Source organism: Pseudomonas sp. RW3S2 (genome assembly GCF_014268955.1).
In the GTDB taxonomy this organism is placed as follows: Bacteria; Pseudomonadota; Gammaproteobacteria; order Pseudomonadales; family Pseudomonadaceae; genus Aquipseudomonas; species Aquipseudomonas wayambapalatensis.
Genome location: NZ_JABWRM010000002.1, coordinates 199,083 through 213,887, shown reverse-complemented (window position 1 = coordinate 213,887; position 14,805 = coordinate 199,083). Strand labels below are relative to the sequence as shown.

12 protein-coding genes are annotated in these 14,805 nt (G+C 60.9%); 6 read left to right on the top strand and 6 right to left on the bottom strand.

What is annotated here, in order from left to right:
- Positions 1-27 precede the first annotated feature (27 nt).
- Positions 28-897: a pirin family protein gene (locus HU748_RS03835; RefSeq protein ID WP_186719271.1), complete on the bottom strand. Its 870-nt coding sequence runs from the start codon at positions 895-897 to the stop codon at positions 28-30.
- A gap of 196 nt (positions 898-1,093) precedes the next feature.
- On the opposite strand from HU748_RS03835, the gene HU748_RS03830 reads away from it, so the two are divergent.
- Together HU748_RS03830 and HU748_RS03825 are read left to right on the top strand one after the other, a co-directional pair.
- Entirely contained in the window at positions 1,094-2,149 is a 1,056-nt protein-coding gene (locus tag HU748_RS03830) for a tetratricopeptide repeat protein (protein WP_186719269.1), read from the top strand.
- A gap of 100 nt (positions 2,150-2,249) precedes the next feature.
- Entirely contained in the window at positions 2,250-3,842 is a 1,593-nt protein-coding gene (locus HU748_RS03825; protein ID WP_186719267.1) for a response regulator, read from the top strand.
- A gap of 6 nt (positions 3,843-3,848) precedes the next feature.
- Here HU748_RS03825 and HU748_RS03820 read toward each other — a convergent pair whose 3' ends face one another.
- Positions 3,849-5,918: an ATP-binding protein gene (locus HU748_RS03820; protein ID WP_186719265.1), complete on the bottom strand. Its 2,070-nt coding sequence runs from the start codon at positions 5,916-5,918 to the stop codon at positions 3,849-3,851.
- 314 nt (positions 5,919-6,232) lie between these two features.
- Between HU748_RS03820 and HU748_RS03815 the strand changes: the two genes are divergently transcribed.
- Positions 6,233-7,015, top strand: coding sequence for a CSS-motif domain-containing protein (locus HU748_RS03815; protein WP_186664945.1), 783 nt, complete (start codon positions 6,233-6,235; stop codon positions 7,013-7,015).
- Positions 7,016-7,057: 42 nt separating this feature from the next.
- Here the strand turns inward: HU748_RS03815 and hppD are convergent, their stop codons facing one another.
- Positions 7,058-8,134, bottom strand: coding sequence for a 4-hydroxyphenylpyruvate dioxygenase (gene hppD, locus HU748_RS03810; protein WP_186664947.1), 1,077 nt, complete (start codon positions 8,132-8,134; stop codon positions 7,058-7,060).
- 308 nt (positions 8,135-8,442) lie between these two features.
- Here hppD and HU748_RS03805 point away from each other — a divergent pair, with 308 nt between their 5' ends.
- Together HU748_RS03805 and rarD are read left to right on the top strand one after the other, a co-directional pair.
- The gene (locus tag HU748_RS03805) at positions 8,443-10,029 is read left to right on the top strand and encodes an EAL domain-containing protein (RefSeq protein WP_186719263.1); all 1,587 of its coding nucleotides are present in this window, start codon (positions 8,443-8,445) and stop codon (positions 10,027-10,029) included.
- Positions 10,030-10,062: 33 nt separating this feature from the next.
- Complete coding sequence (gene rarD / locus HU748_RS03800; protein WP_186708175.1) at positions 10,063-10,950, top strand: EamA family transporter RarD; 888 nt, start codon at positions 10,063-10,065, stop codon at positions 10,948-10,950.
- On the opposite strand, the gene HU748_RS03795 is transcribed toward rarD, so the two are convergent.
- Positions 10,913-12,484 carry a TerC family protein gene (locus tag HU748_RS03795; RefSeq protein WP_186664950.1) on the bottom strand — a complete coding sequence of 524 codons (1,572 nt, stop codon included), beginning with the start codon at positions 12,482-12,484 and terminating at the stop codon, positions 10,913-10,915. The genes rarD and HU748_RS03795 overlap by 38 nt on opposite strands.
- Before the next feature lie 261 nt (positions 12,485-12,745).
- Here HU748_RS03795 and HU748_RS03790 point away from each other — a divergent pair, with 261 nt between their 5' ends.
- Entirely contained in the window at positions 12,746-13,330 is a 585-nt protein-coding gene (locus HU748_RS03790; RefSeq protein ID WP_186664951.1) for a LysE family translocator, read from the top strand.
- Here HU748_RS03790 and HU748_RS03785 read toward each other — a convergent pair.
- Both HU748_RS03785 and HU748_RS03780 read right to left on the bottom strand, forming a co-directional pair.
- Entirely contained in the window at positions 13,327-14,115 is a 789-nt protein-coding gene (locus tag HU748_RS03785; protein WP_186719261.1) for an AraC family transcriptional regulator, read from the bottom strand. The genes HU748_RS03790 and HU748_RS03785 overlap by 4 nt on opposite strands.
- A 10-nt stretch (positions 14,116-14,125) precedes the next feature.
- Entirely contained in the window at positions 14,126-14,668 is a 543-nt protein-coding gene (locus HU748_RS03780) for an XRE family transcriptional regulator (RefSeq protein WP_186719259.1), read from the bottom strand.
- Positions 14,669-14,805: the final 137 nt, after the last annotated feature.

Here is a 14,805-nt window from a genome sequence, read left to right as displayed (position 1 = left end):
GCTCCGGCTACCCCGCGTGGTGTGCTGTCAAGACGGCACCATCTGCCCAAAACGCCCTGCATGGAAGTCGTCGAATGCTTCGGCAATTTCAGCCTGGGTGTTCATTACGAAGGGGCCATAACCCACGATCGGCTCATCGATCGGCTCGCCACTGAGCAGCAATAGCGTGGCGTCCTCCAATGCAGTGACCCTGGCATGCTCACCCTCGCGCTCCAGCAACACCAGGCTGGCTGGACTGACGTCCTGCTGGTCGTTTACCTGTATCGACCCATGCAGTACGACCAGTGCGGCATTCCGCCCCTCGGCAATCGGTAATTGCAGCGTTGCCCCAGCGTTCATACGCACATCCCACACATCCATGGGCGTGAACGTCCGGGCAGGCCCCCGATGCCCCTGGTAATCACCTGCGATCACCCGCAGGCTGCCGACACCCTCGTCGAGCGCTACCTGTGGAATCTCGGCATCCAGCAGCGTCTGGTACCCCGCCGGGCTGAGTTTGTCACGTGCAGGCAGGTTGACCCACAGTTGCACCATCTCAAGGACGCCACCGCTGCGAGCAAAGGCCGGGGAATGAAATTCCTCATGAATGATGCCATTGGCTGCGGTCATCCACTGCACGTCGCCAGGACCGATCAAGCCACCGGCGCCAGTGGAGTCGCGGTGTTCGAGTTCACCCTGATAGACGATGGTCACGGTCTCGAAGCCGCGATGTGGATGCTGGCCAACCCCGCGACGGGCGTCGGTCGGTGTGAATGTATGAGGGCCGGCGTAGTCCAGCATCAGGAACGGGCTGATATGGCGTGCGAGCTGGTCGTAGGTGAAGAGGCTGCGCACGGGGAAACCATCCCCTACCCAATGGGCATGGGGGCTACGGTAAATACCCAGGATCTTTTTCATGAGATATCTCCTCTCTTGGCTGGCGAACATTCTACCGATGAAAACAATCGTGAATTAGGCGGGCAAAATAGCCTTATTCGTCTCATATGCAGGACAGTCTCCCTCTAAACCCCACGACACTAAGGCTTGCCTGGCCCCGTTGCATTTAACCGCCAGCTGCCCCAAGCTCACTCCCTCCTGACCCCCGGTACCGCTAATGCCCAAACGTCGCCGCTATCTGATCGCACTGCTGCTCGTCCTGGCGATCCCGGGGGTGATCGGTTACTTGTGGCGCGACCAGAAACCAGAGCCCTCCAGCCAGCCGCCACAGAGCTATGCCAAGGCGCTGCGCCAGGCCCACGAAGGTCTTCCGGGTGCGGCACGGGTGCTGTACCAACAGTTGCAACGCGATGACCTGCCACCTATCAGGCGTGCTGCGCTCTACGCCGAACTGCCTCACTACCCCTCCCCACAGGCGCTGAAATTGGCCCAGCAGGATCTCGACCATGGTGCCCCCCTGGTACGTCGTGCGGCGATCACCAGCATCCGGCGCCTGCTGCCACCCGCCCAACGCAGCCTGGTCCTCGGCCCTTTGCTGGAGGATGACGACCAGAGCGTACGGTTCGCCGTGGTGGATGCACTACTGGGCCTCGACCCCGATGCCATCGGCCTGTACTTCCGATCGCTGCAGGCAGCCCTTGAGCAATATCAGCAAGCACTCGAACAACAGCCCGACGATGCCGAGGCACAAGTCCACCTGGCGCGCCTGTACCTTCATGAACAGGACTATCCGCAGGCCGAAGCAGCCCTTCAGCGCAGCCTGGCTCTGGCGCCGCAGGATCTGGAGGCGCTGGCAACGCAGGTACGATTGCTGGAACGGCAAGGCCAGCACGACGCCTCCCGCGAGGTGTTGGGCAAAGCCTTGGCCCTGCGCCCTGACTCCGCGTTTCTGCAATATGAGCTGGGTCTCTGGCTCAGCCGCCACGATCAACGGGAATATGCCTTGCTGGCTTTTTCCCGTGCCGTGGAGTTGGAACCGGACAACGCCGACTATCGCTACACGCTGGCCGTCACCCTGCATGACCTTGAGCAAGTCGAAGCAGCGCAGAAGCAACTGGAAACCCTGCTCGATCGCCAGCCCGCCAATCGCCGTGCGCGGGTGTTGCTGATTCGCTACTGGAAGGAAACTGGCCAATTGCAGAACGTACAAGTCTTGCTGGCCGAACTTGAGCGACAGAATCCAGACGACCCCTATTTGCAACAAGGTTTGTAGAACTCGCTTGAACCCTGACAGAACCCTGGTGGTCCAGTGGGTAGTAGCTCGCTGAATGCTCGGCTATTTCCGGCCGGGCGACTGCCATGGGAGATTTGTCTTGTCCGGCTCGTTGTCGTTGGACGAACGCACCCTCATCCTCGCACCCGAGCAGGTTGCAGCGACCGCTGCCAAACTGTTGTCTGGAAGCGGTATCGGGTGCCTGTGCACAGGCGACAAGGACCGTTTCGGCCTATGGCTGGCCGAGGGTGTCGCCGTGGTAATCGTCGACCTGCAGACCTTGACCGATGACCCACAGTCGCCCCTGCACCGGTTCATCGATGAGCAGCCGGAGTGGTCAGATCTGCCGGTATTGCTGCTGAACACCCATGCGACGACCGACAATGGTTCGATGCCTCAACGGTTGGGCAACCTGTCGCACCTGAGCTACCCCTTCGATGAACAACAACTGCTGGGTGCGGCGAACCAGGCCCTGCGCGCTCGACGTCGTCAGTACATGGCGCGCAATGCGCTGAGCGCGCTGCGCGAGCGCCTGGAGAGTCAACAGGCTGACGGCCAGGCCCGGCACCAGACACGCAAGATGGAAGCCATCGGCCAGTTGGCAGGCGGCGTTGCCCATGACTTCAATAACCTGCTGACCAGCATTGGTGGCAGCTTTGAATTGATCGACAGGCGTCTGCAGCAGGGGCGTACCGAAGGGCTCGACAAAGTCCTGCGCATGGGCCAGGACGCCGTAGCCCGCGCAGCAATGCTGACCCACAGGCTACTGACTTTTTCTTCCCGTCAATCGCTGCAGAGCCAAGCAGTGGACCTGCATGCCTTGCTGCAGCCTGCGCGGCTGCAGGCGACACTGGGCAACTCGGTGAAACTATCCTTGCGCATGGCGGACGCACTCTGGCCAGTCCAGGCAGACGACAAGCAGTTGCGCGAATCGTTGGACAACCTGCTGGTCAACGCCCGTGAAGCCATGCCCAGTGGTGGGCATTTGTCCATCGAAGCCCGCAATCAGCATATCGACGCGGAACAGTTTGAGGGCGCAGGCCTGAGCAGTGGTGACTACCTGCAACTGACCTTCAGCGACACTGGCCAGGGCATGTCACACGCCACCCTGGAACATGCCTTCGAACCCTTTTTCAGTACCAAGCCTGTGGGCCAGGGCATAGGCCTGGGCTTGTCGATGGTCTACGGATTCAGCAAGCAGTCCCACGGCCATGTCACGATGGAAAGCCAGATTGGCCAGGGCACACGGGTCGATCTCTACCTGCCACGCTGCCTGAGCACCCCACCGCAGGCCTTGGAAGTTGCAAGCACGCCCATCGCAGGAAGCTGCCGCGAGGTGCTGATCGTGGAGGACGACCGCGAAGTGCGCGAGCTGCTCTGCCAAGCGCTGCGCGATGACGGTTTTCCATGCCAGAGCGCCTGCGACGCTACGCAGGCGCTGAATCTTTTGCGCTCTTCACAGCCCATTGCGCTGCTTATCAGCGATGTCGGGCTGCCAGGCATGAATGGCCGACAGCTGGCCGAGATTGCCCGCGCACTACGCCCGAGCCTGCCGGTCCTGTTCATTACCGGCTACGCGGAAACGGCCATGTCCCGCGAGGGCTTCCTCGACCCAGGCATGCAATTGATCTGCAAACCCTTCGAGTTGCACCAACTGAGCCAGCGCGTAGCGCAGATGCTCGGCGAGGCATGATCGCCGTCACGGCTCAAGCATCCGCTGAACCTGGACCGCGAGGCTCTCGAGCGAGAATGGCTTGAGCATCAGTGCTGTTCCCGGCTGGTCGAGAAGGCTGCGCTCGATGGGCTGCGCGGTATAGCCGGTAATGAACAGGATTTTCTGCAGGGGTTTGGCCTGGCGAATCGTCTTGCCCACCTGGCGTCCGCTCATACCACCCGGCAACCCGATATCCGTGATCACCAGATCGAAGAGACCACCCTCACGATAGCGCTCCAATGCCATACCGGCATCGCCGGCTTCGGTGACGTCAAAGCCATGTTCTACCAGCACCTCCTTCATCAAGGCCCGCAAATTGACCTCGTCATCGACCAACAGTATTCGCTCACTCCTGCCACGCTTCAACACAGGCACCTCCACCCCTTCACTGACCACCGGCAACTCGCCTGGGTGGCGCGGGAACAGAAGGGTAACCTGGGTGCCTTTCCCTGGCATCGACTGGATCCACACATAGCCCCCAGACTGGCGGGCAAACCCATAGATCATCGGCAGCCCGAGCCCGGCGCCACGACCTTTGGGCTTAGTAGTGAAGAACGGCTCGAACGCACGGCTTACGACGTCTGCGGGCATACCCTGCCCCTCGTCTTCGACATGAATGGCGACATAATCCCCAGCTGGGATGCTTTCACCGTGCTTATCCCCACTCACAAATCGTTCGTTGGCCGTCCGGATGGTCAGGCGACCCCGTTCAACGACCGCATCCTGGGCATTGCTGCACAGATTGAGAATCGCGACTTCCAACTGCCCAGGATCCACCTGCACTGGCCAGGGCGCGAGATCCAGTTGCCAGTTCAGAACGAACTCGGGCCCGAGTGCCTGATGAATCAATGGTTCAAGGCCGCGCAACAGGCTATTCACATCGAGTAGACGCGGCTGCAGTGGCTGGCTGCTGGAAAATGCCAATAGCCGATGGGTCAACGCCATCGCACGCTGTACCGAATCCCGCGCCACATGCACGTACTCGTCGATGCGCTCCAGGCGCCCCTGGCCCAAGCGGCGCTGGAGCAACTCCAGGCTACCGCCAATGCCCGCCAACAAGTTATTCATCTCGTGCGCCATGCCGCCTGCCAATTGGCCAACGGTTTCCATTCGTTGACTATCGCGCAGCAGGTTCTCGGCCTCGCGCAAGATCGTCGTGCGCTCTTCGGTAATATCCCGCCCTACCGCAATCAGTACATCACCCTCGGGCCGCGCACTCCAACTCATCCAGCGGTAGTACCCATCCTTGTGCCTGAGCCGCGATTCCACCTGTTCGACGACCTCGCCAAGCAGCAGCTCATTGATCGCCAGCCGGACCTCCGCACGATCAGCGGGATGGACAAAATCGACGACCGCGATCGCGCTCAATGACTGCTGGTCCCATCCCAACACGCGACGCCACGCGTCGTTCGCGGCCAGCAGTTCAAGATCGCGGCTGACGATGATCATCGCATCCCGTGAAAAGCGCCAGAGATAGTCGCTATTGGGCAGATGACATCCGATCTGTTGCTGAAAGCCCTGCGCCAGTTCACGCCACTGGCGGATTTGCTCCACGCTGGCGGTGGTATTGATCGCTGTGTGCAAAATCCCGGCGACCACGCCTTGCTCATCATGCAGGGGGGCGTAGCCGAACGCGAACCAGGCATAGTCACCGTTCTCCCGATAACGCACCTGGAGGGGGGATTCGTCGACAAAGCTGGCGCGCCCGTCCAGTGCCTGGAACACCCGTGGGCCAATGCGTTCCCATTCGACCTGCCACAGCTGATCGAAGCGCACGCCCACCTGGGACTGGTCGTCAGCCAGCAATGCCAGGTAGTTCTGGCTGGGAATCAGGGTCAGTTCCTTACCCCAGGCCAGCGCACAGGGAAACGGCGACAACAGCATGATATCCACCGCGATGCGCAGCGAGGGAGGCCATTGCGATAGTGCCCCCAACGGTGTGCTGCCCCAGTCGAAGCGGAGAATATGCTCAGCGCGCACCTCGACCGAAGACGACGGAGGAACCAGATGAATGACTTGTGTGGCGCTCCTTTGCGCCTGTTCGTCAGCAGCCAAGAACAATGCTCCTGGCAGACAGGGTTTCCGAATCCATGGCAACTCCTGAAGATCATGAAGTATCTGAAGGCTAGCACATCGCTATATAGGCCGCCCCGAACACGATTCTGCTGATCAGTCTGCGCTTGTACCTGTCATCAGGTCTGTTTCACAAGCGCTGGCCACTGACCAAGTGGTCTAGCGACTACATCAGGCGTAATCAATCGCACAGATAAGAGATGGTTTGTGCCTATCCGTTCACGACATGACTTACAGCGCCACCAAGGGGCCCAGAGCAAGCTTCTCCCTACATCAAAGCGATAGGGAGAAGTTCGATGAGCATATCCAGGCATCTGAGCCACCGCATGACAAATCTCATGGTCTCCATGCTGATCGGCACAGCCCCTGTGATCTCGGGTTTGGTGGTCATGGACTACCAATTGAACAAACAGCTCGAGGAAAACGCGAAGGTATCCATCGAAGAAGCCGTGTTCGCTATCGATCGTGTCTTCGATAGCCTGCATCGCGCGGCACTGCACGCGCAGCCGCTGGGCACCCGGCCATGCAAGGAGGTTCAACAGGAACTGGAAAGCCAGGCCAGGCGCAACCCGCGGGTTCACTCGTTGGTGCTGACCCGCAACGATGCCGGGTTTTGCAGCAGCCTGGGCACAAAACCCTTGCACACGCCTCGCTTCGCGAAGGGCGAATACCTGCGACTCAACATGAATTCACCGACCATCCCCAATGGTGTACTCGTGGAGTACCGCTTGGTCGCCGACACCCATGCGGTAATCGCCAGCACCTACGGGCTTGAACTGCGTAACGAACTGCGCGGCTTCAAGGACGGGCTTGTATTGCTGCTGGAGTTTGGCGGCCTCTACCTCTGGGCCGAAGGTGACAGCCGTGACGCAGGACGCCCCTCGCTGTCGGAGTTCCCCCAGAACGGGGTCTCGGAAAAGTACGGTTACATGATCAGAGCAGGTTACCCCGCCGGTTTTACCGCTCGTGAGGCACGACAGGTCAAGACAAATATCATGCCGTCCCTTGTGCTCATCGGCCTGTTCACCTCGGTGCTCGTACTCTGGAGCCTCTTGCGTAACCGGAACCCAGTCAAATAAGGCGTTGCCGGTCATTGACCGGTAACGCCCTGTTCTCAAGGCTTATTCGACGTTCAGCACACCGCGCCGGACCTGGTCGCGCTCGATGGACTCGAATAGAGCCTTGAAATTACCTTCGCCAAAGCCATCGTCACCTTTGCGCTGGATGAATTCGAAGAACACCGGCCCCAGCAGGGTCTCCGAGAAGATCTGCAACAACAGGCGCTTGTCGCCTGGCGCGGACGCACCATCGAGCAGAATACCCCGAGCCTGCAACTGGTCGACCGGCTCGCCGTGCCCCGGCAGGCGCTCTTCGAGCATCTCGTAGTAAGTTTGTGGCGGCGGGGTCATGAAGCGTGTGCCGATGGCCTTCAGGGCATCCCAGGTCTTGAGCAGGTCGTCGGTGAGGAAGGCTACGTGCTGAATGCCTTCGCCGTTGAACTGCATCAGGAACTCTTCGATCTGGCCCGATCCCTTCGACGATTCCTCGTTCAGCGGAATACGGATCATGCCGTCCGGCGCAGTCATGGCACGTGAGGTCAACCCGGTGTACTCGCCCTTGATGTCGAAGTAGCGGATCTCGCGGAAGTTGAACAGCTTCTCGTAGAAGCCAGCCCAATAGCTCATTCGCCCGCGGTAGACGTTGTGCGTGAGGTGATCGATAATCTTCAGCCCCGCGCCTGCCGGATTGCGGTCGATGCCTTCGATAAAGTTGAAGTCGATGTCATAGATCGAGCTGCCTTCCTCGAAGCGGTCGATCAGGTACAGCGGCGCACCGCCGATACCCTTGATCGCTGGCAGCCGCAGCTCCATCGGGCCGGTTTCGATTTCCACCGGCTGGGCCCCCAGCTCCAGTGCACGGGCATAGGCTTCATGCGCATTGCGCACGCGGAATGCCATGCCGCAGACGGACGGGCCATGCTCGGCAGCAAAGTACGAAGCGATGCTCTTGGGTTCGTTGTTCAGGATCAGGTTGATGCCACCCTGGCGATAAAGGTGGACATCCTTGGAGCGGTGAGTCGCCACCTTGGTGAAGCCCAGTGCCTGGAATACCGGCTCCAGCACGCCAGGCGTGGGCGAAGCGAACTCGATGAACTCAAAGCCCATCAGGCCCATCGGGTTGTCGAAGATATCAGCCATGTTCGTGTCCTCATCTACAGCAGAAAAAACGGTGTCAAACGCTTGGGATGTCGGACAGACAAGGTGGTGAGCAGGGAATACCCCTCACGCTGCGGGAGAGAAAATCGCCAAAGAGCAGCTTGAACCCGTGATATGCCATATGAACCTGGTCTCGGCTGGGTCGGCCTCCCAGGAGGGGAAGACCTTATTCTTGTATTCGTAAACTGATTCTACAGGGCGTAATTTCCTTTGTCGCGCTTTAGTTCGGCAATGTGCCGAAGGTCCGAGCTATCCTTGTGCTACCACCAGCCATTCAAGTCTAGACCCGCATGCCTCTTACGGTTAAACGCTCTGCCCGCTGGAGCTGGCGCAGCCTGCTGCCCTGGGCCGTCAGCGCACTGCCAATGCTGTGCGGCCTGGCGATCATGCACTGGCAGATCGAACGCGACCTGCGAGAGAACAGCCAGGCTACCGTGCAGCAGGTCGTCAGCCACATGGAGCGTATCCTGGGCGGGCTCTCCACGGCAGCACAAGCACTGTTGCCTCTGGCTGGACGCCCTTGTAGCGAAGTCACACTGGCCCTGCGCGAGCAAGTGACACGCAATGCGTTCGTGCGCTCAACCAACCTGTTCGACCACGACACCCTGTATTGCTCCTCGCTGTTCGGCGATTACGACGAACCGGTCAACACCCTCGACTACACTGAGGGCCAGCTATGGCTGATGGATGGCAACTCGGTCACGCCGGGCCATCCGCTGTTGGTGTATCGCACCGGTCAAGAGGGCCGCGGCGCCATCGTAACGCTCGACGGCGACCACCTGCTGACGGCCCTGCGCCTGATCGCCGATGACGAAACCCTGCAGATTCATATCGGCAAGCATTGGTTGAGCGCCGATGGCCTGGTCCATACCGGCGTCCCCCCAACAGCCCCCAGCGCACCAGTCTCTCAACATTCGGTGCGCTACCCGTTCAGCGTCCATGGAGGCTACGGCCCGGACAAACCGATGGAAGTGCTGCGCAGCCAGTACCCGGCGCTGCTCAGTCTTCTATTGGTCATCGGTGTACTTATCGGTCTGGCCTGTCGCTGGCAACTGCGACGCGCCTCGTCGTCAAGGGCCGAGTTGAACCGGGCGCTGGAGGCGAACGAGTTCATCCCATACTTTCAGCCGGTGGTGCGCAAGGGTGACTACCGCTGGGCCGGTGCCGAAGTGTTGATGCGCTGGCAACATCCGCACGAAGGATTGGTACGCCCCGATCTGTTCATCCCCTACGCCGAGCACAGTGGGCAGATCGTGCCCATGACCCGTGCCCTGATGCTGCTTACCGCCCAAGGCCTGGCGCCCTATTCGGCGCTGATGGAGGACGGCTTCCACATTGGCATCAACATCACCGCCGACCACTGTCGCGACCTGCGACTGCTTGACGATTGCCGCACCTTTCTCCAGCATTTTCCACCTGGCCGGGTGGTCCTGACCCTGGAGCTGACCGAGCGCAAATTGATCGAAGCGACGCCCATCACCTTGGAGCTGTTCGAAAAGCTCCACCAGATGGGCGTGATGATTGCCCTGGACGACTTCGGCACCGGCCAGTCCAGCCTCAACTACCTGCGCCAGTTCAAGATCGACTACCTGAAGATCGACCAGAGTTTCGTCGCCATGATCGGCAGCGATGCGCTGTCGCAGCACATCCTCGACACCATCATCGAACTGTCGACCAAGCTGGGGCTCGGCATGGTCGCCGAGGGCGTGGAAACCGACGTTCAGCGTGATTACCTGGCGCGCCACCAGGTGGACTTCCAACAGGGCTACCTGTATGCCCGGCCAATGCCGCTGGAAGAATTCCTGAAGGCGCTCGCTGCACAGCCCGCCAGCTTGCGGTTGCCCCAGGGCGTGCCCCCTGAGATCATGCCCGGCTGATTCGTCCGCTCACCTTCTGCAACCGAGGCTTTCGTGTCAAAAGGCATCATCTCGTCTGTCATGGCATCCTGTCTGTTCGCCGTGATGTACTTCTATACCTCCATGCTCGCGCCGCTCGACGGCGAGGAGATTTTCGGCTGGCGCACCCTGCTGACCCTGCCATGCCTTACCCTGTTCATGCTGCTCAGCAAGGACTGGAGGCATGTCGGCGAACTGTTGGCACGTGTTCGCCAGGCCCCTCGTCTGTTCCTGGGCATGGTTGGCACGTCATGGCTGCTGGGAGTCCAGTTGTGGCTGTTCCTCTGGGCGCCGCTGCACGGGCGTAGCCTGGAGGTGTCGATGGGGTATTTCCTGCTGCCGCTGGCCATGGTCCTGACCGGCAGGGTGGCTTATGGCGAGCGCCTGTCACGCCTGCAGAAGCTGGCAGTAGGCTGCGCGGCACTTGGCGTCGGTCACGAGCTCTACCAGCATGGCAGTTTCGCCTGGGAGACCTTGGTGGTGGTGATCGGCTACCCGATCTATTTCGTGCTGCGCCGACGCTGCCGCACCGACCACCTGGGTGGCTTGTGGTGCGACATGTGCCTGCTGCTGCCATGGGCCTTGTACTTCGTGATCCAGGGCCCGCTGTCGAGCGCCGACCTGGCTGCACATCCAGGCCTGTATGGCCTGATCCCACTGCTGGGCGCGATCAGCGCTTCGGCGCTGATCGTCTACGTGCTCGCCAGTCGCCTGCTGCCATTCGGCCTGTTCGGCTTGCTCAGCTACGTCGAACCGGTGCTGCTGGTCGGCGTAGCCTTGCTCCTGGGCGAGAGCATCGCGCCTGACCAGTGGCTGACCTACCTGCCGATCTGGGCTGCGGTGCTGGTACTGGTGCTCGAAGGCATCAAGCACCTGCTGCGTCAGCGACGTCGCTCGGTGTAAGACGCACCTGGCGTACCCGGCGCTCCTCCACTGCCACTACCGTCATGGTCCAACCGTTCCAGGCCAGCCGATCGCCCACCACCGGCAGACGATCGAGCAGGCTCATCACCAGGCCGGCCAGGGTCTGGTAATCCTCGGTGGCGCGGGCGACAAAGCCGGTGCGCGCCTGGACCTGGCTCAGGTTCAGAGCACCACTGACCACGAAACCGCCCGCCTCCTCGACGATCCCCGGCCCTTCCACCTCACTGGCGTCCGGCAATTCGCCAGCGATGGACTCGAGGATATCGGTCATGGTCAGCACGCCGGTGAAGTCACCAAATTCGTTGACCACGAAGGCGATGTGAGTGGACTGACCACGCATCTGCTCCAACGCGTTGAGAATACTGAAACTCTCCAGCAGGTTCAGCGGCGTACGCACCATGCTTTCAAGGTCTGGCTGGTTGCCCGAGAGCAACTCCTTGAGCAACTCCTTCTTGTGCACGAAGCCCAGCGGCTCATCGATACGACCGTCACGAATCAGGGGCAGTCGCGAGTAGGGCGAGTTGACCAAGGCCTGGGTAATGACCTCATCCGGCAGAGCCAGATCAATCGCATCCACCTCGGCACGCACGGTCATCACGGTGCGGATCGGTCGCTCGGCCAGGTTCAGCACACCGCTGATCATCACCCGCTCACGGCGGTCGAACAGCACCTGTTCGTCCCCCCCTTCGACCAGGTCGGCGATTTCCTCGCCCACCTCGTCAGCCTCCATCCGTCGACCACCCAGCAAACGCAGCACCGCATGGGCCGTGCGCTCACGCAGCGGCTTGTGCTGTTGCAGGCTGCGTTTGCGGCGGGCCCTTGCCACCTGGTTGAACAGCTCGATCAGGATCGAGAAACCGATCGCCGCATACAGATAGCCTTTGGGGATATGGAAGCCCAGGCCTTCGGCAGTCAGGCTGAAACCGATCATCATCAGGAAGCCCAGGCACAGCATGATCACCGTCGGGTGGGCGTTGACGAAACGGGTCAGCGGCTTGCTGGCAACGATCATGATGCCGATGGAGAAGATCACTGCGATCATCATCACCGAGAGCTGCTCGACCATGCCCACGGCCGTGATTACCGCATCCAGCGAGAACACCGCATCAAGCACGACGATCTGCGCGACGATCGGCCAGAAGGCAGCGTGACGCACAACACCGGTACTCTGGGCCACATGCCCTTCCAGACGCTCGTGCAACTCCATGGTGGCCTTGAACAACAGGAACACACCACCGAACAGCATGATCAGGTCACGGCCAGAGAAGCTCTTGCCCCAGACCTCGAACAGCGGCGCGGTCAGCGTCACCATCCACGAGATGGAGGCAAGCAGGCCCAGGCGCATCAGCAAGGCCAAGGTCAGGCCGATCACCCGGGCACGGTCGCGCTGATGCGGCGGCAACTTGTCGGCGAGGATGGCGATGAACACCAGATTGTCGATACCCAGCACCAGCTCAAGGACGATAAGCGTCAGCAGGCCTAGCCAGGCTGTAGGGTCAGCTAGCCATTCCATTAGCGGGTACTCTCGGGAGAGACGTCACGAAGACGCGGAAAGGATGGCCAGGACGGCCGAGGACTAGGGGGCTCCGCGAAGGTGCTCATAGATACCTTGATAGAAATTTGGGAAGGTGATCCTACAATCGAAGCAGGTTTTTCTGACAGTGTGAAACTATTACAAAAGCTGTAACAGCGTCGATTGAGCACTTTCGTTCAATACCAGAACCTCAAGGGTGACACAGGATGCTGACCTCATTCGACACCAAGGAAGCCCTTCATGAGCCTGTCCCTGTCCATGGCCGCCTTCGCCCTCGCGGCCTCGATTTCTCCTGGCCCTGTGAATATCGTCGCCCTCGGCAGCGGTGCACGTCACGGGCTGCGCGCCAGCCTGGGCCATGCCGCAGGCGCCAGCGTGGGATTCTGCCTGCTGCTGGTACTGATCGGCCTGGGGCTGCATGAAGTGCTGCTGCGCTGGCCAGTGCTAAGTCGCCTGCTGCACTGGGGTGGGGTGCTGTTCCTGTTGTACATGGCCTGGAAACTGTCCAGCGACAACGGCCAGCTGAACGCCGGTCATCAGGCGCAAGCGCCGTCGTTCTGGCACGGCGCTGTGATGCAGTGGCTCAATCCCAAGGCCTGGCTGGCTTCAGTGGCCGGGATCGGCGCCTACACTGGCGGCGATCACCAACTGCTGTGGCTGTTCACCTGGCTGTATGCGCCCATCTGCTTCGTCTCGGTGGCCAGTTGGGCCTGGGCTGGCAGCGTGATCAGTCAGTACCTGGGCAACCCGCGCCACATGCGTCTGTTCAATCGCGGATTGGCGGTATTGCTGGTCGCCAGTGCGCTGTACCTGGTGCTGGGTTAACGCGCACAACCGCCGCTGCGGTAATGCCCCGGCGTGGCCGCCAGATGCTGCTTGAAGGCACGCTGCAGGTGCGCCTGATCGGCAAAACCCGCCTCCAGCGCCACCTCGGCGATCCCGCGTCCGCGGCGCAACTGCGCCCGGGCGTGCTGTACCCGCTGATCGACCAGATACCCATGGGGCGTCAAGCCGAAGCGTCGGCGGAACGCGCGAATCAGATAAGCCCGCGACAACCCCGCGGCGGCGCAAATATCGTCGAGGCTCAAAGGGTCGAGGCGATGGGCACGAATGAAGGCCGCTGCCGTCTCCAGACGCGGATGTGCCTGGGAATGCGCGTCTGGCGCCGCTTCGAGGTATCCCGGCAGCGCCTTGAAGAACGCCGTCAGCATCACCTCGCTGACGTCCGTGTCGCCATCGAACAGTCCAGCAAAGAGTTGCAACAGTCGCGCATAGAGCGCTGGCGACTCGCTGTAGGTGGCCTGAGGCAGGACGAAGCCCTGCGCCTCCAGCCAGGGCAGGTCGACGTACAACATCAGATACGACCAGACCCCTCCCTCAATCGGATTGCACGCATGTACCACGCCAGGGTTCATCAGCACCGTGGCCCCGGCCGCAAGCTCGCGCCAGGTATCACCGGACAGGTAGCTGCTGCGCCCGCCCGTGACCACGCCAATGGAAAAACCTTCATGCGAATGCGGGCCATAACAGACCTGGCGCCCATCACCCACCCGCCGCGCCTCGACGAAGGGCAGCGCTGGATCGCGCCAGAACCGCGACACTTCGATCATCGTCCGCGCCTCACGCCTCACCGCCTTGTACCACAACCAGCAACTGCGCCTGGCACTCGCCGACCGAACGCAGGCGGTGCGGTGTCTGCGCGTTGAAATGCAGGGCATCACCCTGCTCCAGCAACACCCGTTCAGACATGAAGTCGACCTCGACCTGGCCCGCATGGACGAACAGGAACTCCTCGCCCTGGTGCTCCTTGAACGTGGGATCACTGAAATCTCGGGGTGGCTGAACAAGAAAGGGTAACAGGCTGCGCTGACCGATCTGCGAAGTCAGCACCGCATAACCCGGGCCCCCACCCTCTCCCACCAGCGCCTGGCGCTCACTGCAGCGCACCAGGCTGTAGCGTGCCTGGACGTTGTGATCTTCGGCAAACAGCTCTTCGACATTGACGTTCAGTGCCCTGGCCAGCTTCAACGCCGCCGCGATCGAAGGCGTGTTCAACCCACGCTCGACCTTCGACAGGTAGCTCTTGGTCATGCCGGATTTCTCAGCCAGCACTTCCAGGGTAATGCCCAGTTTTTTTCTCAGCAGTTTCAAGCGGATAGACATGCGACGCGGTTTTCCCGAGTGAACGGCTTGCTAATGACACTTTGTGTCATGTAGATTTATTTGTGTCATGCAATTGACCGCCCCTCTCCCGATCAAAGCAGCGGGGCGGGCAAGCACTGGCATCAACAGCACGCCAC

Coding starts and splice junctions, on each gene's coding strand:
- HU748_RS03815 (WP_186664945.1), top strand. CDS start 6,233: ATGAGCATATCCAGGCATCTGAGCCACCGCATGACAAATCTCATGGTC.
- HU748_RS03790 (WP_186664951.1), top strand. CDS start 12,746: ATGAGCCTGTCCCTGTCCATGGCCGCCTTCGCCCTCGCGGCCTCGATT.
- HU748_RS03780 (WP_186719259.1), bottom strand. CDS start 14,668: ATGTCTATCCGCTTGAAACTGCTGAGAAAAAAACTGGGCATTACCCTG.
- HU748_RS03785 (WP_186719261.1), bottom strand. CDS start 14,115: ATGATCGAAGTGTCGCGGTTCTGGCGCGATCCAGCGCTGCCCTTCGTC.
- HU748_RS03795 (WP_186664950.1), bottom strand. CDS start 12,484: ATGGAATGGCTAGCTGACCCTACAGCCTGGCTAGGCCTGCTGACGCTT.
- hppD (WP_186664947.1), bottom strand. CDS start 8,134: ATGGCTGATATCTTCGACAACCCGATGGGCCTGATGGGCTTTGAGTTC.
- HU748_RS03805 (WP_186719263.1), top strand. CDS start 8,443: ATGCCTCTTACGGTTAAACGCTCTGCCCGCTGGAGCTGGCGCAGCCTG.
- HU748_RS03830 (WP_186719269.1), top strand. CDS start 1,094: ATGCCCAAACGTCGCCGCTATCTGATCGCACTGCTGCTCGTCCTGGCG.
- HU748_RS03835 (WP_186719271.1), bottom strand. CDS start 897: ATGAAAAAGATCCTGGGTATTTACCGTAGCCCCCATGCCCATTGGGTA.